The 18312-nt window shown below is 63.6% G+C and carries 22 protein-coding genes; 11 read left to right on the top strand and 11 right to left on the bottom strand.

Annotation, left to right across the window (positions count from 1 at the left end; all coding sequences use genetic code 11):
• The first annotated feature begins 110 nt into the window (after positions 1–110).
• Positions 111–905, top strand: coding sequence for a c-type cytochrome (locus ACIPZB_RS22810; protein ID WP_400642797.1), 795 nt, complete (start codon positions 111–113; stop codon positions 903–905).
• A gap of 81 nt (positions 906–986) precedes the next feature.
• On the opposite strand, the gene ACIPZB_RS22805 is transcribed toward ACIPZB_RS22810, so the two are convergent.
• The 4 genes from ACIPZB_RS22805 to ACIPZB_RS22790 all read right to left on the bottom strand — a co-directional run bounded on the left by ACIPZB_RS22805 (position 987) and on the right by ACIPZB_RS22790 (position 4282).
• The gene (locus ACIPZB_RS22805) at positions 987–1319 is read right to left on the bottom strand and encodes a ribonuclease E inhibitor RraB (RefSeq protein WP_008092646.1); all 333 of its coding nucleotides are present in this window, start codon (positions 1317–1319) and stop codon (positions 987–989) included.
• 174 nt (positions 1320–1493) lie between these two features.
• On the bottom strand, positions 1494–1730 hold the full coding sequence (locus ACIPZB_RS22800; RefSeq protein ID WP_400642796.1) for a hypothetical protein: 237 nt from the start codon (positions 1728–1730) through the stop codon (positions 1494–1496).
• A 164-nt stretch (positions 1731–1894) separates the two neighbouring features.
• Complete coding sequence (locus ACIPZB_RS22795; protein ID WP_400642795.1) at positions 1895–3949, bottom strand: LTA synthase family protein; 2055 nt, start codon at positions 3947–3949, stop codon at positions 1895–1897.
• Positions 3950–4090: 141 nt separating this feature from the next.
• Positions 4091–4282, bottom strand: coding sequence for a PLDc N-terminal domain-containing protein (locus tag ACIPZB_RS22790; protein WP_008092639.1), 192 nt, complete (start codon positions 4280–4282; stop codon positions 4091–4093).
• 123 nt (positions 4283–4405) lie between these two features.
• Here ACIPZB_RS22790 and ACIPZB_RS22785 point away from each other — a divergent pair, with 123 nt between their 5' ends.
• Positions 4406–5344, top strand: coding sequence for a ZIP family metal transporter (locus ACIPZB_RS22785; protein ID WP_008092638.1), 939 nt, complete (start codon positions 4406–4408; stop codon positions 5342–5344).
• Positions 5345–5416: 72 nt separating this feature from the next.
• Here ACIPZB_RS22785 and ACIPZB_RS22780 read toward each other — a convergent pair whose 3' ends face one another.
• Positions 5417–5947 carry a hypothetical protein gene (locus ACIPZB_RS22780; protein ID WP_008092636.1) on the bottom strand — a complete coding sequence of 177 codons (531 nt, stop codon included), beginning with the start codon at positions 5945–5947 and terminating at the stop codon, positions 5417–5419.
• Between the two features lie 60 nt (positions 5948–6007).
• Positions 6008–6532, bottom strand: a complete 525-nt coding sequence (locus ACIPZB_RS22775) for an ankyrin repeat domain-containing protein (protein ID WP_400642793.1) — start codon at positions 6530–6532, stop codon at positions 6008–6010.
• A gap of 266 nt (positions 6533–6798) precedes the next feature.
• Here ACIPZB_RS22775 and ACIPZB_RS22770 point away from each other — a divergent pair, with 266 nt between their 5' ends.
• Positions 6799–7071, top strand: coding sequence for a DUF3509 domain-containing protein (locus ACIPZB_RS22770; protein WP_400642792.1), 273 nt, complete (start codon positions 6799–6801; stop codon positions 7069–7071).
• Positions 7072–7201: 130 nt separating this feature from the next.
• On the opposite strand, the gene ACIPZB_RS22765 is transcribed toward ACIPZB_RS22770, so the two are convergent.
• From ACIPZB_RS22765 to aroC, 3 genes are all read right to left on the bottom strand, one after another.
• On the bottom strand, positions 7202–7738 hold the full coding sequence (locus tag ACIPZB_RS22765; RefSeq protein ID WP_400642790.1) for an oxidase: 537 nt from the start codon (positions 7736–7738) through the stop codon (positions 7202–7204).
• On the bottom strand, positions 7738–8892 hold the full coding sequence (locus ACIPZB_RS22760) for an MFS transporter (RefSeq protein ID WP_400642789.1): 1155 nt from the start codon (positions 8890–8892) through the stop codon (positions 7738–7740). The genes ACIPZB_RS22765 and ACIPZB_RS22760 overlap by 1 nt, the downstream gene beginning before the upstream one ends.
• Positions 8893–9030: 138 nt before the next feature.
• Complete coding sequence (aroC, locus tag ACIPZB_RS22755) at positions 9031–10122, bottom strand: chorismate synthase (RefSeq protein WP_400642788.1); 1092 nt, start codon at positions 10120–10122, stop codon at positions 9031–9033.
• Positions 10123–10368: 246 nt separating this feature from the next.
• Between aroC and ACIPZB_RS22750 the strand changes: the two genes are divergently transcribed.
• Positions 10369–11331 carry an alpha/beta hydrolase gene (locus tag ACIPZB_RS22750; RefSeq protein WP_400642786.1) on the top strand — a complete coding sequence of 321 codons (963 nt, stop codon included), beginning with the start codon at positions 10369–10371 and terminating at the stop codon, positions 11329–11331.
• Positions 11332–11412: 81 nt separating this feature from the next.
• Entirely contained in the window at positions 11413–12201 is a 789-nt protein-coding gene (locus ACIPZB_RS22745; protein ID WP_400642785.1) for a hypothetical protein, read from the top strand.
• 120 nt (positions 12202–12321) lie between these two features.
• Here ACIPZB_RS22745 and prmB read toward each other — a convergent pair whose 3' ends face one another.
• Positions 12322–13230, bottom strand: coding sequence for a 50S ribosomal protein L3 N(5)-glutamine methyltransferase (prmB, locus tag ACIPZB_RS22740; protein WP_008097810.1), 909 nt, complete (start codon positions 13228–13230; stop codon positions 12322–12324).
• 179 nt (positions 13231–13409) lie between these two features.
• Between prmB and ACIPZB_RS22735 the strand changes: the two genes are divergently transcribed.
• From ACIPZB_RS22735 to ACIPZB_RS22715, 5 genes are all read left to right on the top strand, one after another.
• Positions 13410–14000 carry a cysteine hydrolase family protein gene (locus ACIPZB_RS22735; protein WP_400642783.1) on the top strand — a complete coding sequence of 197 codons (591 nt, stop codon included), beginning with the start codon at positions 13410–13412 and terminating at the stop codon, positions 13998–14000.
• Positions 14001–14072: 72 nt separating this feature from the next.
• Complete coding sequence (locus ACIPZB_RS22730; protein WP_400642781.1) at positions 14073–14393, top strand: hypothetical protein; 321 nt, start codon at positions 14073–14075, stop codon at positions 14391–14393.
• 167 nt (positions 14394–14560) lie between these two features.
• On the top strand, positions 14561–15121 hold the full coding sequence (locus tag ACIPZB_RS22725; RefSeq protein ID WP_008093614.1) for a Smr/MutS family protein: 561 nt from the start codon (positions 14561–14563) through the stop codon (positions 15119–15121).
• A gap of 70 nt (positions 15122–15191) precedes the next feature.
• The gene (folE, locus tag ACIPZB_RS22720; protein ID WP_008093613.1) at positions 15192–15737 is read left to right on the top strand and encodes a GTP cyclohydrolase I FolE; all 546 of its coding nucleotides are present in this window, start codon (positions 15192–15194) and stop codon (positions 15735–15737) included.
• Between the two features lie 58 nt (positions 15738–15795).
• A complete protein-coding gene (locus ACIPZB_RS22715; RefSeq protein ID WP_400642779.1) occupies positions 15796–16167 on the top strand; it encodes a glutaredoxin in 372 nt (123 codons plus the stop codon).
• A 114-nt stretch (positions 16168–16281) separates the two neighbouring features.
• On the opposite strand, the gene ACIPZB_RS22710 is transcribed toward ACIPZB_RS22715, so the two are convergent.
• Positions 16282–16884, bottom strand: coding sequence for a glutathione S-transferase family protein (locus ACIPZB_RS22710; protein ID WP_400642778.1), 603 nt, complete (start codon positions 16882–16884; stop codon positions 16282–16284).
• Positions 16885–17029: 145 nt separating this feature from the next.
• On the opposite strand from ACIPZB_RS22710, the gene ACIPZB_RS22705 reads away from it, so the two are divergent.
• Positions 17030–18220, top strand: coding sequence for a benzoate/H(+) symporter BenE family transporter (locus ACIPZB_RS22705; RefSeq protein ID WP_400642777.1), 1191 nt, complete (start codon positions 17030–17032; stop codon positions 18218–18220).
• Positions 18221–18312 lie beyond the last annotated feature (92 nt).

Raw genomic sequence — 18312 nt, 5'->3', positions numbered from 1 at the left:
CTTTGCTGCTGATTCTGCCGAACCTTACACGCTTGTTCGGATGACGGTGGCTGTGGCCTTCACTGGCAATGCACAGGTAATCTGCCGGCCTTGATGGTTGGAGATTGCCTATGCGCCGTTGCCTTGCCCTGCTTGCCTTGCTCGCTAGCCTGCCGCTGTCGGCGGCGCAGTTGCACCTGGAGCTGGGCGGTGCGCCGCGCCAGCTCGACAGTGCCGAATTGCTTGCACAAGCCCAAGAAATCACCATCGAACAGGATGTCTCCTATAAGCGGCCCATGCGCTATCGCGCCGTGCCCCTGAGTACACTGCTGCAAGGCATCGATGCCGATGACCACCTGCAGGCCGTGGCACTCGATGGCTTTGCGGCCGAAATGCCCGCCGGACCGTTGCTGCAGGACGGCCCTGCACGCGCCTGGCTGGCGGTCGAAGACCCCGCCAAGCCTTGGCCAGCACTGGGCACCGGCAAACCCAGTGCCGGGCCGTTCTATCTGGTATGGACCGACCCACAGGCGAGCGGCATCCGGCCCGAGCAGTGGCCCTTCCAGATCGCCACGATCCGCCGCCTGGCCCCCGTCGAAAAACGCTTCCCGGCGCTGCTGCCGGACGCGAAACTGCCGGTCAACGACCCCGTGCGCCAAGGGTTTGCCTTGTTCCAGCAGAATTGCCTGGCCTGCCATCGGCTCAATGGCGCGGGCGATGCGCAGTTCGGGCCGGACTTGAATGTGCCGCACAACCCGACGGAGTATTTCCAGCCGGCGTTCTTGCGCCAGTACATACGTGACCCGCAAAGCTTGCGGCAATGGCCGCAGGGGCGGATGCCGGGGTTTGCCGAAAGTGTGTTGAACGAGCAGGAGCTGGATGCCTTGCTGGCTTATCTGGGGCATATGGCCAAGCGCAAGCCTTGAGGGCCAATCGCCGGCAAGCCGGCTCCTACAGGTGTGGGAGCTGGCTTGCCAGCGATGGGCTGCGAAGCAGCCCCGAGGTTTTCAGGCAATCGGCCGTTCGTGCTTGACGCCCCACCCTTCGACCTCTCCGCCGTAAGGTGAAACGACCTGCTCGAACCGCTCCTCGAAGTCACCGATGCCCCCGTAAGTGGCATACATGACCTTGCTCAGCTCCAGGTGCCACACGCCATCGTCCCGCTCATGCACCTGAGCATTGAGCGATTCACCTTGAAACTGCCCAGCCGCCCGACGCGCGTTGACCTCGTCGGGAAATACCGCGTAGAACTCGATGGGATGGATGCGGGTGAAGTCAAAACCGCCAGCTTTCATCTGGCGCAGGACATTGCTGCTGATATCGTCGTTCTGGCTGCTCATGAATCGTCCTCCCGAATAAAGCGATGGATAGACTTTCCGTGCACTACGCACCTGCCGACACAACCGGCAGATCGAGCTGATGCAAGACGCGAATTGAATGGGTGCCGCCCCGCAGAAAAGGCCGACACCTCCCACCAGCGTAGTGCCTGCCAGGGCACCACGCCAACCTGCGGGTCAGGGTGCTTCTGTGATGCTTGTGATGATCACGCCGTTCTGCTCCTTGAGCCAGCGTGCCGTGGGGGATGGGGCGCGGTCCTGGAAGTCGTTGAGGTCCAGCTCATCCATGACCGGAAACAGATGCGAACGAATGGCGCGGGCCGCCTCTTCCTCGCTGGGGCACTGTTCACCGTGCATCAGCAGCGTGGTCGGCTCGCCTTTCTGGTCGGCAAAGATGACTTCCCACTCTTTCATTGAATAGCCCTCAAGCAGAGAACACCGGGGGTGATGCCTGTAATTGCTTGACCGTGGGCGGGGGGATTTGTTCAGTCAGCTGAATCAAGTGGTGGCCCTATCGCCGGCAAGCCGGCTCCCACACCGTACCTGTGGGAGCCGGCTTGCCGGCGATGGGTGAACACTTACTTAGGTGTGCCGTGCACTACACCCGCGGTGTTGTCCAGCAAGCTCTTGGTCGCGGTCTGGATGTACGCCTCGAGCTTCTTGAGCATTTCCGGCTGGTCCGGGCTTTCGATCAGCTCGGCCTTGAACTCGCGACCCAACTGGTAGCGGTACATGCGCGGGCTCATGTCCTTGGACTCGATGAGGATGCGGTCACCCTGCACCAGGCCGACGATCTGCTCGCTGCCCGACGGCTTGATCATGCCAACGCCCTGGTCGCCTTCCGGCAGGTTGAGCAGGTCGCGGCCCCAGCACTGGTGGCGGGTCTCGCCACCGAGGCGGCCCATGATGGTCGGCACGATGTCGACCTGGGTACCGACGGTGTGGTTGACCGCACCGAACTTCTCCTGGATGCCCGGAGCGATCAGCAACAGCGGCACGTTGAAACGGCCCAGGTCTAGTTCGGTGACTTGCTGCTGGTTGCCGAAGCCGTGGTCGCCGACGATGACGAACAGGGTGTCCTTGAAGTAAGGCTCTTTGCGCGCCTTCTCGAAGAACTGGCCCAATGCCCAGTCGGAGTAGCGCATGGCGGTCAGGTGTTCATCCAGGCGGCCCTGGCCTGTGACCTTCTCGACCGGCAGGTCTGCTGGCAGCGCATAGGGCGTGTGGTTGGACAGCGTCTGCAGCAGCGCGTAGATCGGCTTCTTGCCGTCGTGCTTGGCCAGTTCCTCGTTGCCACGGTCGAACATGTCCTGGTCGGACACGCCCCAGGTCGGGTCGGAGAACACCGGGTTGACGAAGTCGTTACGGCCAATGAAGGTGGTCATGCCCTGGTTGCCGAAGAAACCGGACTGGTTGTCCCAGGCGAAGTCGCCGTTGTAGACGTAGACATCGTCGTAGTCACGGGCGCTGAGCAGTGCCGGCAGGCCAGACAGCTTGTGGCCGCCCTCCGGGGTCTGCATCAGGTATTCGAAGCCTGGCAGGTTCGGGAAGCAGGCCATGGTGGCGAACATGCCCTGGTGGGTATGGGTGCCATTGGAGAAGAAGCGGTCGAACAGCAGACCCTCCTTGGCCAGCTTGTCGAAGTACGGGGTGATGTTGTTCGGGCTGCCCAGGGCACCGACCGAGTGGCCGGCGAAGCTTTCCATCAGGATCACCACGACGTTCTTGATCGGCAGGGTACGCTCGGCCGGCGGCACGAAGTCACGGCGGATGGCAGCCTCGTCGGCATCGACCAGGGTGTCGTTCGGGGTCAGCAGCTGCTCACGCACGGTCTGGGTGGCCAGGTTCTGCTCCAGCACCGGCTTCCAGATATTGGCGCGGTCTTCGCCGAAGCGGCTCTTGGCGGCGTCGATCAGGGTCAGGGTGCCGTTCAGGCCCAACTGGTTGACGAAGTTGGAGTCGGTGGTGAAGGCATCACCCCAACGCATCGGCGGGCCCTGGCGCAGGGTGCCACGGGCGGCGACCACGGCCACCAGCAAAATCACCATGAACACTGCCAGGCGGTTGTACCAGGGGGCGATACGTTGCACGCCATTGCCCCGGGTCAGGCGGTCGATGCCCTTGAACAGCAGGCTCAGCAGCCAGGTGCCGAACAGCCAGGCGAGTAGGTAGCGAACCACCGGGAAGCCGTACCAGAGCATGCTCATCACGGTCTTCGGGTCTTCCTTGATGTACTGGAAGACCAGGCCGTTCAGACGCTGGTGGAACTCGCGGTAGAAGTCCAACTCCATCAGGCCGAGGAACATCACCACGCTCGAGGCGATCGTCAGCCAGAAGCGGAACAGGCCACGCTGGGCCATCGCCCACGGGCTGAGGATCGCCAGCAGCAACGGAATGCTCAGGTACACCACTACCCGCAGGTCGAAGCGCAGGCCGTTGAGGAAGCCTTCGGCGACCGTGGAGTAAGGGGTGTCGCCGATCATGTCGCTGTTGTAGACCAGCAGCGCAAGGCGCACCAGGCTGAGCATCAACATGATTACCAGGCCGCTGAGCAGCGTATAGGCCAGGTGCGATTTCAAGGTCGGCGTGAAAGCTCGCGCGCCCTGTTGCTTCAAGGCATCCGTGTTAGCCATGAATGGGGAAGTCCTAGGATTGCGGTTTGCGGAGATGGCGCTGGCACTAGACCAACGCAGCATTGTGCGGGTGCGGATTCTGTTTAAACCAATGTGAAAATTTTGTCACGGACCTGTTGCGGTTTTTGTCTGCCGCGGCCTTCAAGCGCGCACATTGGCGCGCGGCCCGGCGATCGCCCAGATCACCAGCCCGATCACTGGCGCCAGCACGATCAGCAGCATCCACAGCACCTTGATGCCCACTTTGCTGCCGCTTTTGAGCACATTGAAGATGGCCCAGATATCCAGGGCCAGGATGATCAGCCCAACCACGCAATTGAATGTCGAACCCATGTCGCCCCCCCTTGAAGTGCGCGAAACCGCGCATGATCGGCTATCAGGTCGATAGAAGGGAATCCTTGGTCACGCGAGCCGGTCTCTGGATAGACTGCTTGTATTCATCAGTTCGAGGTACCCATGCCCCCCGCCAACACCCAAAGCGCCGCCTCCCCCTCCCTGCTGAGCGCCTGGCGGCAACAAGCGATCAACACCCCGTGGCTCAGCGCCGGCCTGGGCGTGAGCCTGCTGGCGGTCATCGTGCTGCTGGCGGCCAGTTTCTGGAACGCCGTCAACGGCGACCATGCCGACAACCTGCACCTGGCGGTGCTCGGTGGCTTGTCCGGCTTCGGCGCCACGGCATTGGGGGCGGTACTGGCCGTTGTGCTGCGCGACGTCAGCGCCCGAAGCCAGGACGTGATGCTCGGCTTTGCGGCTGGCATGATGCTCGCGGCCAGCTCCTTCTCGTTGATTCTGCCGGGCCTGGATGCCGCCCGCGAGATCACCGGTAATGGCCCGGCCGCAGCGTTCACCGTGGTGCTGGGCATGGGCCTTGGCGTGCTGCTGATGCTCGGCCTCGATCGCTTCACCCCGCATGAACATGAAAGCACCGGCCCCTGCGGCCCCGAGGCCGAGCGGATCAGCCGGGTGTGGCTGTTCGTGCTGGCGATCACCTTGCACAACCTGCCTGAAGGCATGGCGATTGGTGTGAGCTTTGCCAACGGCGACATGAACATCGGCCTGCCGCTGACCAGCGCCATCGCTATCCAGGATATTCCCGAAGGGTTGGCCGTGGCCTTGGCGTTACGCGCGACCGGGCTTTCGAATTTGAAGGCAGCGTTGGTGGCGATTGGTTCGGGATTGATGGAGCCGCTGGGGGCGGTGATTGGCCTGGGGATTTCCACTGGGTTCGCCCTCGCCTACCCAATCAGCATGGGGTTGGCGGCTGGGGCAATGATTTTCGTGGTGTCCCACGAAGTGATTCCCGAGACCCACCGCAATGGGCACCAGACGGCGGCGACCCTGGGGTTGATGGGTGGGTTTGCAGTGATGATGTTTCTGGATACTGCGCTGGGCTGAGCATGTGGGTTGCCTGTTCGGGCCCTATCGCCGGCTTGCCGGCGATAGGGCCAGTCCAGCCAGCCCATCAACTCAGACGTGAACCGCGACCTTCAAGGCCTCCAACGCAGGCTCCACCTTGATCCCCACCTCTGCCCCCAACTCCAGCACGCGCGCCAGGTCGTTCTGCCCCACCATCACCATCTGCAGCTCATCATCGAGCAACTGGCTGAAGTTCAGCAGCACATATCCCCCCGCCTCTTTATTCAACGCCCCCATCTGCACCTGAATACGGTTGAGCGCGGTCAGCGGCTCGGTACGTGCCAGCTGCTTGGGCTTGAGGGTGAACGGCACGCTCTTGTCGAACGAATCGCTGATGTGCTGGAACAGCTCCTGATAGCTGTCGGCCTGGAACACCACGGTATCCGGCAGGCTGCCGAGCACGACCCACTCACCCAGGGCGATCGGGAAACTGTCGTCATAATTGATGTCCGGATTGGCGGACAGGAAGGCGGCGGGGTCGGCGTAGGCTTGGGCGGCCTCGTCGGCGATGCGCTCGATGTCTTCATCGCGCATGCAGCCGGCGGCAATGAGGCTGATGAATTCGAGCAACTGGTTTTTCATGAACGGGGGCCTGCGACGGGTGAAAAGTCGCCAAGGATAGCCGCAAACGCCCCCGAACGGTTAGCCGGCCAGCGCCTGCAAGCGTGCTGCGGCTTCCACTGCGCCCATGGTCTGCGCCGCCATCAACGCGGTGACGCCACGGGCATCTCGGTGAGCCGGGTCGGCGCCTTGGGCCAGCAGGTAGTCGAGGATCTCGCCGCGGTTGAACATGGCCGCCAGCATCAGTGCGGTACGCCCGTCCTGTGCGGCGGCGTCCACCGGCACCCCCTGCTCCAGCAGCAAGCGAATCATCGCCAGATCGCCCTTGAACGCCGCGCCGGCAATCGGCAGTTGGCCGTTGTCGTTGGCGATCAACGGGTCGGCGCCATGGGCCAGCAGCACGCGCACCGCCTCATGCTGGCCGTGGTAGCTGGCCAGCATCAGCAAGGTGTCGCCCTTGTGGTTGCGCAGGTTGGCCGGCAGGCCGCTGGCCAACAACCGTTCAAGCATCTCGGCGTCCCCCTGGCGGGCACGCTCGAACACCTGCTCGGCGAAGGCAGCGGTTTCTTCATCGGTCATGGCAGCGGGCGCATGTTGATCGGACATCTGGAACCTCCTGGCAGAAAAGATTGCCCAAGTGTTTGTCAGGCACGTGCACAGGGTCAAAGGTTCAGAATCTATAGGGCCGATAGGCGTTGCGTGACTCGTGCAAAATGCACTGTGCAAAATGCACGACCATGCAGCCTGCACGACGCGGCCTTCTGAAAATCTTTATAACTCATTGAATTTAAAGGATTTTTACTAACAAGCCGTTCTGGCACGGTCACTGCAACAATCAACTCACGTCTGCCCACCAACAGTCAGGAGTTGATATGGACCTCATCCAGGAAAAGTTCGTCTCGGTGTTCCCGGCCTACCAGGTCGCCACCCAGCCCCGTCCCGATGGTGGCATCCTGCTTACCCTTCGCGCCGCTGACAGCAAAGTGACTCGCCGGGTGCTGACTTATGCGCAACTGCACAGCGCCGAACAGCTGTCCTGGGCGATCAGCGCCATTCGCCGTGACTTGGCCGAACAGGCCAGTGAACTGCCAGTGATCACGATGCTGCAGAGCCAGCAACGGTTTGCGTTGCCGACCTATCGGTAGAGTTTGCCTGGGCCGGCCTCTCACGGATAAATCCGCTCCTACAACAAGTTGCTGCATTGCCCATAGGGATGGCGGGGCACTTGTGTAGGAGCGGATTTATCCGCGATGAGGCCCGGTCAGGCACTAAAGCTCAAAGCTCATCGATGCCCAAGAACAACCGAGCCGTCTCATCACCCGTAAACCGTGGTTCCACCCCCTGCTCGTTGCCAAACAGCCGCAGCGCCACGCAGAACGGGTTATCCCCCAGCTCCACCCAGCGCCGCGTCCTGGCCGGCACCACCAGCTGGTCGCCCTTCTCGCACAACACCGCATACACGTCGTCACCCAGACGCAACCCGACCTGGGCACGGCCGCTCACCACCGCAAATACTTCTTCGGCGTCATGCACATGCTCGTCGCGCAGGTCGACCTGCGCCGGTTGTGCGCCATCACGATCGAGTACGCGCAAGGCGGCGCTGCCGTGCGCGGTCATCAGTTGGTCGAGCAACTCACGGCAGTCGTCCTGTACCGCTTGCTCGCCCGAACCTGGCCGTACGCGCAGATCCAGCGGCTGGTGAATGAAACGCACACCCTGCTCGGCCAAGGTTGCAGCGATATCGTCGTGGTGGGTCAGTACCTTGTTCGGCAAGTCCGGGCTGGACGGGTGGAAAACACAGAGGATGCTCATCAGCGGCGGGTCCTGGTCGATTTCAAACGAGTGGCAATGATAACGGCTGCAGCCAGTGCTGCGGCGCTGGCCATACCAAAGGTGAAGGTCGGCCCCAGCAGTTTCCAGCTGTAGCCTGAATACAGCGCCCCCAGGGCACCGCCCGTACCCGACAATGCCGCGTACAGCGCCTGGCCCTGGCCTTGCTGACGCGCGCCGAAACTGGCCTGGACGAAGGCAATCGATGCCGCGTGGAAACAGCCGAAGGTGGCCGCATGCAGCACCTGGGCAAAGACCAGCACGCCCGGCTCGGAGGCCAGGTTGCCCAGCAACAGCCAGCGCAGCGCCGCCAGCAGGAAGCTGACCAGCAGCACCTGCTGCACGCTGAAGCGCGCGAAGATTCGGCTCATGGCCATGAATATCAGCACTTCGGCCACCACCCCCAGGGCCCACAACAGGCCAATGGCACCGCGGCTGTAGCCCAGGTGCTCCAGGTGCAAGGTGAGGAAGGTGTAGTACGGCCCGTGGCTGAGCTGCATCAATGCCACGCACACATAGAAGGCGATCACGCCTGGCGCCGTCAGCTGGCGCAGGAAACCGCCGGCCCCCTCGCGCTCCCCCTGCTCCACCGGCTGGGCGTTGGGCACCCACAGGCTGGCGGCGACGATGCCGGCCATGATCGTCACCAGCGCGACCGGGTAGATGTCCAGGCTCAGCCATTCGAACAGACGACCCAGGCCCACCACGGTGAGGATGAAGCCAATCGAGCCCCACAGCCGCACCTGGCTGTAGCGTGAGGTCTGGCCGTGCAGGTGGGCCAGGGTGATGACCTCGAACTGCGGCAGCACCGCGTGCCAGAAAAACGCATGCAGGGCCATCACCAGCGCCAGCCAGGCGTAGCTCTTGCCCAAGAAGATCAGCGAAAAGGTGGCCAGGGTCGACAAGGCGCCGAGCCGCACGATCAGCAACCGCTGGCCCGTGCGGTCGCCCAGCCAGCCCCACAGGTTGGGGGCGATGCAGCGCATCAGCATGGGGATCGCCACCAGCTCGCCGATGCGCGCCGGAGGGAAGCCAAGGTGGTCGAAATACAGGGCCAGGAAGGGGGCCGTGGAGCCCAGCAGGGCGAAGTAGAACAGGTAGAAGCTGGACAGGCGCCAGTAGGGGATCGGGTTCATCGGGGCTCTGCGTGGAGGGTGGTTGTCTGTACTGGCCCCATCGCCGGCAAGCCGGCTCCCACAGGGTCACCACAAACCTGAAGCGTGTGGGGTACCTGTGGGAGCCGGCTTGCCGGCGATAGGGCCGGTAAAGACGAATCAGAGCTGGCCCAGTACCGGCGTCGTGACCTTCACCTCGGCATTCTGCCCACGGTGACGCAGCAGGTGATCCATCAGCACGATGGCCATCATCGCCTCGGCGATCGGTGTCGCACGAATGCCCACGCAAGGGTCATGGCGCCCTTTGGTAACGACCTCGACCGGGTTGCCATGAACGTCGATGGAACGGCCCGGCACGGTGATGCTGGAGGTTGGCTTGAGCGCCAGGTGGGCGACGATAGGCTGGCCCGAACTGATACCGCCGAGAATGCCGCCGGCGTTGTTGCTCAGGAAGCCTTCCGGGGTCAGCTCGTCACGGTGCTCGGTGCCGCGCTGGGCGACGCTGGCGAAGCCTGCGCCGATTTCCACGCCCTTGACCGCATTGATGCTCATCAGCGCATGGGCAAGCTCGGCATCGAGGCGGTCGAAGATCGGCTCGCCCAGGCCCGGCATCACGCCTTCGGCGACCACGGTGATCTTCGCCCCAACCGAGTCCTGGTCGCGGCGCAGCTGGTCCATGTAGGCCTCCAGCTCCGGCACCTTGTCCGGGTCGGGGCTGAAGAAGGCGTTGTTTTCCACCGACTCCCAGCCCTTGAACGGAATTTCGATCGGGCCCAGCTGGCTCATGTAGCCACGCACCTGGATACCCTGGGTGGCCAGGTACTTCTTGGCGATGGCGCCGGCGGCCACGCGCATGGCCGTTTCACGGGCCGAGCTGCGGCCACCGCCGCGGTAGTCGCGCTCGCCGTACTTGTGGTGGTAGGTGTAGTCGGCGTGGGCCGGGCGGAACAGGTCCTTGATCGCCGAGTAGTCCTTGGACTTCTGGTCGGTGTTGCGGATCAGCAGGCCGATCGAGCAGCCCGTGGTGCGGCCTTCGAAGACGCCGGAAAGGATCTCCACTTCGTCGGCTTCCTGGCGCTGGGTGGTGTGCCGGCTGGTGCCGGGCTTGCGCCGGTCGAGGTCGTGCTGCAGGTCGGCGAGGGAAATTTCCAGGCCCGGTGGGCAGCCATCGACAATGGCGACCAACGCCGGGCCATGGCTTTCGCCAGCGGTGGTGACAGTGAACAGCTTGCCGTAGGTATTGCCGGACATGGACGCTCCGCGAGTCTGCCTGATGTGGACGAAAGCGGCAGTATACGGAAAATTTCACAAGGAATGCTCGCCTGTACCGGCCTCATCGCCGGCAAGCCGGCTCCCACAGGTAAAGCACCACGCTCAGCGCGGCACAAAACCCTGTGGGAGCCGGCTTGCCGGCGATGAGGCCGGAAGCAACAAACCGGCTGCCGAACCTTCCGGTAAAGACAGTGTCAAACCGCTATCTCACCACGTAGTACCCCCATGATGTCGCGCCTCGTCGCCTTGTTCTTCATGTTCTGCGCAGGCCTGGCCCAGGCCGCCTCCCCTACCGTGCTGCAACGGCCCATCGATCTGGACACCGGCCAGGGCGTGCTGCACGGCAGCCTGCTGCTGCCGCAGCAGGCCACGCCACCGCCAGTGGTGCTGATCATCGCCGGCTCCGGCCCCACCGACCGCGACGGCAACAACCCAGCCTCGGGGCGCATCGACAACCTCAAGCGCCTGGCCCTGCTGCTGGCCAACGAGCACATCGCCAGCGTGCGCTACGACAAGCGCGGCGTAGCCGCCAGCCAACCGGCCACGCCCGATGAACGCGACCTCAGCGTCGAGCGCTACGTCGCCGACGTGGTCGCCTGGAGCCGCAAGCTCAAGGCTGACCCGCGCTTCGGCCAATTGATCCTGATCGGTCACAGCGAAGGCGCGTTGATCGCAAGCCTGGCTGCCGAACAGGCCGGCGCCAGCGCCGTGATCACCCTGGCGGGCAGCGGCAGGCCGCTGGCCGACGTGGTGCGCGAACAGCTGGCCCGACGCCTGCCGCCAGCACAACTGGCACGCAGCGACGCCCTGCTCGACCGTCTGCAGACTGGGCATACCAGCCTGGACGTGCCGGCGCCCCTGCGCCAGGTGTTCCGCCCCAGCGTGCAGCCCTACCTGATCTCGCTGTTCCGCCAGGACCCGGCGCAAGCCTTCGCCCGCCTGCCCATGCCCGCCCTGATCGTGCAGGGCCGCAACGACGTGCAAGTCGACGTGGTCGACGCCGAACGCCTCAAGGCGGCAAAACCGGACGCCCAACTGGTACTGATCGATGGCATGAACCACATGCTGCGCATCAGCCCCAAGGAAATGCGCCTGCAGCGCGACAGCTACCTCAACCCGGAACTGCCCCTGGCCCGGGAGCTGGGCGAGCGCATCGTGACGTTCATTCATCAGCTGCCCTCAGCCTGAGGAGATCGACGCACAACGGCCTCAGGTCCGGGGCGATACGGCCGATAAGCTCGGTATTGGCCTGTATTCGAGAACACCCTGATGACCGATGCCCCCGCTGCCGTAGAACCGGCCGAAGCGCCTCAAACCCCGGACAGCGACTCGCTGCCCTGGGCCGACCTTGCCGTCGAGCACTTCCAGCTGCTGCGCCTGGCGCCGCTGCCCACCGACCGCAACAGCGGTGCACGGCCGCTGCGCTTCGTCGAGTTCGGCCATGCCGAGCGCCACGACAAAGTGCACAGCTTGCTACGCCTGGAAATCCGCCTGCCCGGCCAGAAAGTGCGCAAGGAACAGAACCAGCTGGATGTGCGCGTCGACCACGCCGAGCGCCGGGTCAGCATCGGCAGCGACAGCGGCCTGCAGCTGGAGCCCCTCAACCGAGGCCTCGGCCGCTTCCTGCTGGGCCAGGCGGTGCAGTGGCTGCAGCGCCGCTGGTCGCACTACAAGGTCGAAGGCATGGCATTGCCGAACAGGGATGCGATGAACGAAGACACGCGCCTGCGCCGGGATCGCTTCTTGACTGCCACCGGCATCGAGGTGGAATACGCCGACCCGCAGCATCTGAAGGGCAGTACCGTGGAGACGACCGTCGGCCAGCTCAAGGGTGGCTGGAATACCGAGAAGGTCCAGCGGGTGGACATGCTGGAGGCCGCTGGCATGCTGCAGCAGGCCGAACAGCAGTTGCTGGAGAAGGAAGCGCAACTGCGCGAGCGGGATGAGCGGGTGGCCAAGTATCGGCGCGAAGACAGCGGGCTACGCTTTACCATCACTTGCCTGGTGGCGTTTGCGGTGTTTCAGGCGGGCCTGCTGATCTGGATTGCTACTCGTTGAAACCGGGGGCCGCTTTGCGGCCCTTTCGCGACACAAGGCCGCTCCTACAAGGAAGCGCGGTCGACTGTAGGAGCGGCCTTGTGTCGCGAAAGGGCTGCAAAGCAGCCCCAGGCTCCAGCATCAGACGCGCGCCTTGAACAGCTCCTGATGCTGCCTGCACTGCTCGGCCGTCAACATGAACACCCCATGCCCGCCGCGCTCGAACTCCAGCCAGGCAAAGTCCACTTCGGGGTACAGCGCCTCGACATGCACCTGGCTGTTGCCTACCTCGACGATCAGCAAGCCCTTTTCGGTCAGGTGATCAGCCGCCTCGGCCAGCATCCGACGCACCAGGTCCAGGCCGTCGTTGCCGCAGGCCAGGCCCATTTCCGGCTCGTGGTGATACTCCGCCGGCATGTCGCCGAAGTCCTCGGCATCGACATACGGCGGGTTGGACAGGATCAGGTCGAAACGCTGCCCCGGCAGGCCGGCGAAACCATCGCCCTGCACCGTGAACACGCGCTCGTCCAGACCGTGGCGCTCGATGTTCTGGTTGGCCACTTCAAGTGCTTCGAAGGACAGGTCGGCAAGCACCACTTCGGCCTCGGGGAATACTTCCGCCGCCACGATACCGATGCAGCCGGAACCGGTGCACAGGTCGAGAATGCGCGCAGGCTCGGCGGCCAGCCACGGCTCGAAACGTTTCTCGATCAGCTCGCCGATCGGCGAACGAGGTACCAGCACACGCTCGTCGACAATGAACGACATGCCGCAGAACCACGCCTCGCCCAACAGGTAGGCGGTCGGCACACGGTCCTGGATGCGGCGCTTGAGCAGGTGCTGCAGGCGCACCCGCTCGTCGTCCTCGAGCTGGCAGTCCAGGTAGCTGTCGGCCACCTCCCATGGCAGGTGCACGGCACCCAACACCAGCAGGCGGGCTTCGTCCCAGGCATTGTCGGCACCGTGGCCGAAGAACAGCTCGTGCTCATGGAAGCGGCTGACCGCCCAGCGGATATGGTCGCGCAACGTGCGCAGACGAGATGTGATCACGGGGTACTCCTATTCAGACCGGACAAAAGTCTAACAGTCCTACCCGCACATTTGTTGCCGCGGATCGCCCCGCAGTCCGCCACAGGCCAGTAACCACGCTGCTTGCGATGTCAACCATTCCCATTGGCGCCAAGGCAAGGGAGAATAGGTATACAAAAGCCCTACCCAAGGAGCCCTTGATGTCCGTTCCAACCACGATGTTCCGCCTCACTGGCCGCGACTACCCGCCGGCCAAGCTGAGCCAAGCCAGCCTGATCGTCATCGATGCGCAAAAAGAGTACCTCAGTGGCCCTCTCGCGCTGTCGGGCATGGACGAGGCCGTGGCCAACATCGCCAGGTTGCTCGACGCCGCCCGCAAGGCCGGCCGTCCGATCATCCACGTCCGCCACCTCGGTACCGTTGGTGGTCGCTTCGACCCCCAGGGTGCGGCCGGTGAGTTCATCCCCGGCCTTGAGCCACGCGAGGGAGAAATCGTCATCGAAAAACGCATGCCCAACGCTTTCAAGAACACCAAGCTGCACGAAACCCTGCAAGCGCTGGGGCACCTTGACCTGATCGTCTGCGGTTTCATGAGCCATTCCAGCGTCAGCACCACGGTACGCCGGGCCAAGGACTATGGTTATCGTTGCACCCTGGTGGAAGACGCCTCGGCGACCCGCGACCTTGCCCTGAAAGACCGGGTGATCCCCGCCGCGCAGATCCATGAGTGCGAAATGGCCGTGATGGCCGACAACTTCGCCTGTGTCGCCCCGACTGCCAGCCTGATCTGACCGGCCGGCAGCCAGGCGGAACCCGAGGGTCGGCGACCGGTCCAATTCCTGATGTCCACAGAGGAAATCGGAATGAAGCTAAAAGGCAGTTTCGACGCCAAGCGCCTGCGCCCACGCGAACCGCGCAACTGGGGTGCTCGCCTGGCTGCCGGTCTGTCGGCCTTGCTCGCGACGCTCGGTGTGCTGCTGGCCATGGCTGGCATCGCCGGCTTGCTCGGCAACTACACAGCGCTGGCCGAACTCAATGCCAACCGGCCGCTGGCCGGGATCATCACGGTGGCCGGGTTGCTGATGTTGTATTTCGGCGTGAGGTTCTGGCGGCGCAGTCGTATTCGCTTGCGTCGGGGGCGGGAGTTGAACCTGTCGCCGCACTTGATGAAGAAGCACCACTGACAGTTTTTTCAATTTACCGGCCCTATCGCCGGCAAGCCGGCTCCCACAGGTACACCACGATGCTCAAACGCTGTGAGATACCTGTGGGAGCCGGCTTGCCGGCGATAGGGCCATTGCTGACGCCACAAGGCTGATGGCGTAAACTACGTCGCCCACGTGGAGGCAGCATGCAAGACGACGATTTTTCCCTGTTCAGCGCCGAGGTGCGCGGCGTCAAGCCGATCAAGCACGACCGCGCTGACATCGGCAAACCCAAGACCGACCGCAAGCAGCTCGCCGGCCTGCGTCAGGCCGCGACCGTGCGCAGTGACCAGCCGCTGGTGATCGACGGCCTGTCCGACCAGTTCGTCATCGACGTCGGCGCCGAAGACGAGCTGATGTGGCGCCGCGACGGGGTGCAGGAGAGCCAGATCCGCAAGCTCAAGCTCGGCCAGATTGCCTTCGAAGGCAGCCTCGATCTTCACGGCATGAGCGTGGAAAAAGCCCGCGAAACCCTGTGGGACTTCATCGCCGAAGCCACCAAGCTGGAAGTGCGCTGCGTGCGTGTCACCCACGGCAAGGCCGCGCGCCTGGATGGCAAGCGGCCGATGATCAAGAGCCACGTCAACACCTGGCTGCGCCAGCACCCGCAAGTGCTCGGTTTCACCTCCTGCCAGGCCCGCCACGGCGGCACTGGCGCTGTGTATGTAATGCTCAAGCGAACCATGATGGAAGGTCGCGACGAGTAACGCCGCGCTTGCAGCGTAGGCTTTGCCGCCGTACCCTTCGTTTTTGCGATTTTTTCCCACAGGTAGATACATGTCCCTGGAACAGAACTACACCGAGATCCTCAGCCAGATCGGCGAGGACGTCTCCCGTGAGGGCCTGCTCGACACGCCCAAGCGGGCTGCAAAGGCCATGAAGTACCTTTGCCGCGGTTATGAGCAGACGCTGGAAGAAGTCACCAACGGCGCGCTGTTCACCTCCGACAACAGCGAGATGGTGCTGGTCCGGGACATCGAGCTGTATTCGATGTGCGAACACCACATGCTGCCTTTCATCGGCAAGGCCCACGTGGCCTACCTGCCCAAAGGCAAGGTGCTGGGCCTGTCCAAGGTCGCGCGGATCGTCGACATGTACGCCCGCCGCCTGCAGATCCAGGAAAACCTCAGCCGCCAGATCGCCGAGGCCGTCCAGCAGGTGACCGGTGCTGCAGGTGTGGCGGTGGTCATCGAAGCCAAGCACATGTGCATGATGATGCGCGGTGTCGAAAAGCAGAACTCGACCATGCTCACCTCGGTGATGCTCGGCGAGTTCCGCGAAAACGCCGCCACCCGCAGCGAGTTCCTCAGCCTGATCAAGTGATCGGCGCGTGACCCAAGCCGACCCTGTGGGGTCGGCTTTTTCATTTCAGGAGTTGCCCATGATCGTCAAAGCCTTGCGGGTCGGCCTCGGCCAGCTCATCGTGTTCGGCGACTGGATCAGCCGCCCGGCCAAGCGCAAGCGCGATGCCGCGGCCCAGGCCCACGTCGAGCAGGAGGCCAAGGGCCTTGCGCTGTACCAGTTCCATGCCTGCCCGTTCTGCGTCAAGACCCGCCGCACCCTGCACCGGCTGAACGTGCCGGTGGCGCTGCGTGATGCGAAGAATGATGAGGTGCACCGCCAAGCGCTGCTCGAAGGTGGGGGCCGGGTGAAGGTGCCTTGCCTGCGCATCGAAGAAGCGGGCAAGGTGACCTGGATGTATGAGTCCAAGGCCATTATTGCTTACCTGGACAAGCGGTTCGCGTCGGCCTGATACATTGCCTGGCCCTTATCGCCGGCAAGCCGGCTCCCACAGGTACTCCACCGCTCTCAGGCTTGGTGAGGTACCTGTGGGAGCCGGCTTGCCGGCGATAGGGCCGGTAGCGTCTCAGTCCACCATCGGCACATGCCGCGGATGGCTGGCCACCCTGGCCAACCAGGCCCGCACCGCCGGGTAATCCGCCAGCTCGAAGCCCCCCTGCTGCGCCACATGGGTGTACGCATACAGCGCCACATCGGCAATCGAATACTGCTCACCCACCAGGTACGGCGTCATCTGCAACTGCCGCTCCATCACCTTCAGCGCCTTGTACCCGCCCTTGTGCAGCTTGCGGTACTCCTCCACCCGCTCATCCGGCAAGCCGAGGTAGAACTGGATGAACCGCGCCACGGCAATGTACGGCTCATGGCTGTACTGCTCGAAGAACTGCCACTGCAGCACCTGGGTACGCAAACGCGGCTCGCTGGGCAGGAACTCGCTGCCGTCGGCCAGGAAGTTGAGGATCGCGTTGGACTCCCACAGACAGGTGCCGTCCTCCAACTGCAGCACCGGCACCTTGCCATTGGGGTTCATGGCCAGGAACTCGGGCGTTTCGGTCTCGCCCTTGAGGATATCCACCGGGTGCCATTGATACGGTCGGTCCAGCAAGCTCAGCATCAGCTTGACCTTGTAGCAGTTGCCCGACTGGTAGTCGCCATAGACCTTGTACATCGCCCCTCCCCTCCCATGCAGTTGCGCGTCAGGGCCCAATAGTTGGCGACTGTACGGCTAAAAGCAATGCCCGCTGTATGACAAGGATCAAGCGCGCCCGCGTTAGTCTGAAAAAACTGCTTACACATGGACAAGGACTTACCCCATGACCGATGCCACTTCCGCACGCCTGCGGCCCCTGGCAGACAGCTCCCCGTCGGCGGTGGTCGCCGGCTTCATCGCCATGCTCACCGGCTACACCAGCTCGCTGGTGCTGATGTTCCAGGCCGGCCAGGCGGCGGGCCTGACCAACGCGCAAATTTCATCCTGGATCTGGGCCTTGTCGATCGGCATGGCGGTCTGCAGCATCGGCCTGTCGTTGCGCTACCGCACACCAATCACCATCGCCTGGTCGACGCCCGGTGCGGCGCTGCTGATCACCAGCCTTGGCGGGGTCAGCTACGGCGAAGCCATTGGCGCCTACATCACCTGCGCCGTGCTGGTACTGATCTGCGGACTGACCGGCAGCTTCGAGCGCCTGGTCAAACGTATTCCGGCCTCGCTGGCCTCGGCCTTGCTGGCCGGCATCCTGTTCAAGATCGGCAGCGAGATCTTCGTCGCCGCGCAGCACCGCACGCTGTTGGTGCTGGGCATGTTCTTCAGCTATCTGCTGGTCAAGCGCCTGTCGCCCCGTTATTGCGTGCTGGCCGCATTGCTGGTCGGCACGGCGTTGTCCGGCGTCCTTGGCCTGCTGGACTTCAGCGGTTTCAAACTGGAAGTGGCTACGCCGGTGTGGACCACCCCGAGCTTCTCGCTGGCCGCGACCATCAGCATCGGCATTCCGCTGTTCGTGGTGGCCATGACCTCGCAGAACATGCCCGGTGTGGCCGTGTTGCGCGCCGATGGCTATCAGGTGCCGGCTTCGCCGCTGATTTCAGCCACTGGCTTTGCCTCGCTGCTGCTGGCGCCGTTCGGCTCGCATGGGGTCAACCTGGCGGCAATCAGTGCGGCCATCTGCACCGGGCCGCACGCCCATGAAGACCCGAGCAAGCGCTATACCGCAGCAGTGTGGTGCGGGATTTTCTACGGCATTGCCGGGGTGTTCGGCGCCACGCTGGCAGCGCTGTTCGCCGCGCTGCCGAAGGAATTGGTGCTGTCGATTGCCGCGCTGGCGCTGTTCGGCTCGATCATGAATGGGCTGACGGTGGCCATGGGCGAAGCACGCGAGCGGGAGGCGGCGTTGATTACCTTCATGGTGACGGCTTCGGGGTTCACCCTGTTTTCCATTGGGTCGGCGTTCTGGGGGATCGTGGCGGGGGTTTTGACTCTGTTGATCCTTAGTCCGCGCAGGGGCTGACTGCGGGGGTTGCCTGTACTGGCCCTATCGCCGGCAAGCCGGCTCCCACAGGTACCCCACGAAGCCTGAGAGCTGTGGAGTACCTGTGGGAG

This window comes from Pseudomonas sp. NPDC089396, assembly GCF_044749545.1.
In the GTDB taxonomy this organism is placed as follows: domain Bacteria; phylum Pseudomonadota; class Gammaproteobacteria; order Pseudomonadales; family Pseudomonadaceae; genus Aquipseudomonas.
The sequence above is the reverse complement of the archived record's forward strand: the minus strand, read 5'-3'. Positions and strand labels throughout refer to the sequence as shown.

Excerpts from the sequence above, each read along its gene's own strand:
- ACIPZB_RS22795 (WP_400642795.1), bottom strand. The coding sequence starts at position 3,949 with ATGGCTAACACGGATGCCTTGAAGCAACAGGGCGCGCGAGCTTTCACG.
- ACIPZB_RS22775 (WP_400642793.1), bottom strand. The coding sequence starts at position 6,532 with ATGTCCGATCAACATGCGCCCGCTGCCATGACCGATGAAGAAACCGCT.
- ACIPZB_RS22710 (WP_400642778.1), bottom strand. The coding sequence starts at position 16,884 with ATGTACAAGGTCTATGGCGACTACCAGTCGGGCAACTGCTACAAGGTC.
- ACIPZB_RS22805 (WP_008092646.1), bottom strand. The coding sequence starts at position 1,319 with ATGAGCAGCCAGAACGACGATATCAGCAGCAATGTCCTGCGCCAGATG.
- ACIPZB_RS22735 (WP_400642783.1), top strand. The coding sequence starts at position 13,410 with ATGTCCGTTCCAACCACGATGTTCCGCCTCACTGGCCGCGACTACCCG.
- ACIPZB_RS22750 (WP_400642786.1), top strand. The coding sequence starts at position 10,369 with ATGATGTCGCGCCTCGTCGCCTTGTTCTTCATGTTCTGCGCAGGCCTG.
- ACIPZB_RS22745 (WP_400642785.1), top strand. The coding sequence starts at position 11,413 with ATGACCGATGCCCCCGCTGCCGTAGAACCGGCCGAAGCGCCTCAAACC.
- aroC (WP_400642788.1), bottom strand. The coding sequence starts at position 10,122 with ATGTCCGGCAATACCTACGGCAAGCTGTTCACTGTCACCACCGCTGGC.
- ACIPZB_RS22770 (WP_400642792.1), top strand. The coding sequence starts at position 6,799 with ATGGACCTCATCCAGGAAAAGTTCGTCTCGGTGTTCCCGGCCTACCAG.
- ACIPZB_RS22725 (WP_008093614.1), top strand. The coding sequence starts at position 14,561 with ATGCAAGACGACGATTTTTCCCTGTTCAGCGCCGAGGTGCGCGGCGTC.
- ACIPZB_RS22790 (WP_008092639.1), bottom strand. The coding sequence starts at position 4,282 with ATGGGTTCGACATTCAATTGCGTGGTTGGGCTGATCATCCTGGCCCTG.
- ACIPZB_RS22765 (WP_400642790.1), bottom strand. The coding sequence starts at position 7,738 with ATGAGCATCCTCTGTGTTTTCCACCCGTCCAGCCCGGACTTGCCGAAC.
- ACIPZB_RS22705 (WP_400642777.1), top strand. The coding sequence starts at position 17,030 with ATGACCGATGCCACTTCCGCACGCCTGCGGCCCCTGGCAGACAGCTCC.
- ACIPZB_RS22760 (WP_400642789.1), bottom strand. The coding sequence starts at position 8,892 with ATGAACCCGATCCCCTACTGGCGCCTGTCCAGCTTCTACCTGTTCTAC.
- ACIPZB_RS22730 (WP_400642781.1), top strand. The coding sequence starts at position 14,073 with ATGAAGCTAAAAGGCAGTTTCGACGCCAAGCGCCTGCGCCCACGCGAA.
- ACIPZB_RS22810 (WP_400642797.1), top strand. The coding sequence starts at position 111 with ATGCGCCGTTGCCTTGCCCTGCTTGCCTTGCTCGCTAGCCTGCCGCTG.
- ACIPZB_RS22800 (WP_400642796.1), bottom strand. The coding sequence starts at position 1,730 with ATGAAAGAGTGGGAAGTCATCTTTGCCGACCAGAAAGGCGAGCCGACC.
- folE (WP_008093613.1), top strand. The coding sequence starts at position 15,192 with ATGTCCCTGGAACAGAACTACACCGAGATCCTCAGCCAGATCGGCGAG.
- ACIPZB_RS22715 (WP_400642779.1), top strand. The coding sequence starts at position 15,796 with ATGATCGTCAAAGCCTTGCGGGTCGGCCTCGGCCAGCTCATCGTGTTC.
- ACIPZB_RS22780 (WP_008092636.1), bottom strand. The coding sequence starts at position 5,947 with ATGAAAAACCAGTTGCTCGAATTCATCAGCCTCATTGCCGCCGGCTGC.
- ACIPZB_RS22785 (WP_008092638.1), top strand. The coding sequence starts at position 4,406 with ATGCCCCCCGCCAACACCCAAAGCGCCGCCTCCCCCTCCCTGCTGAGC.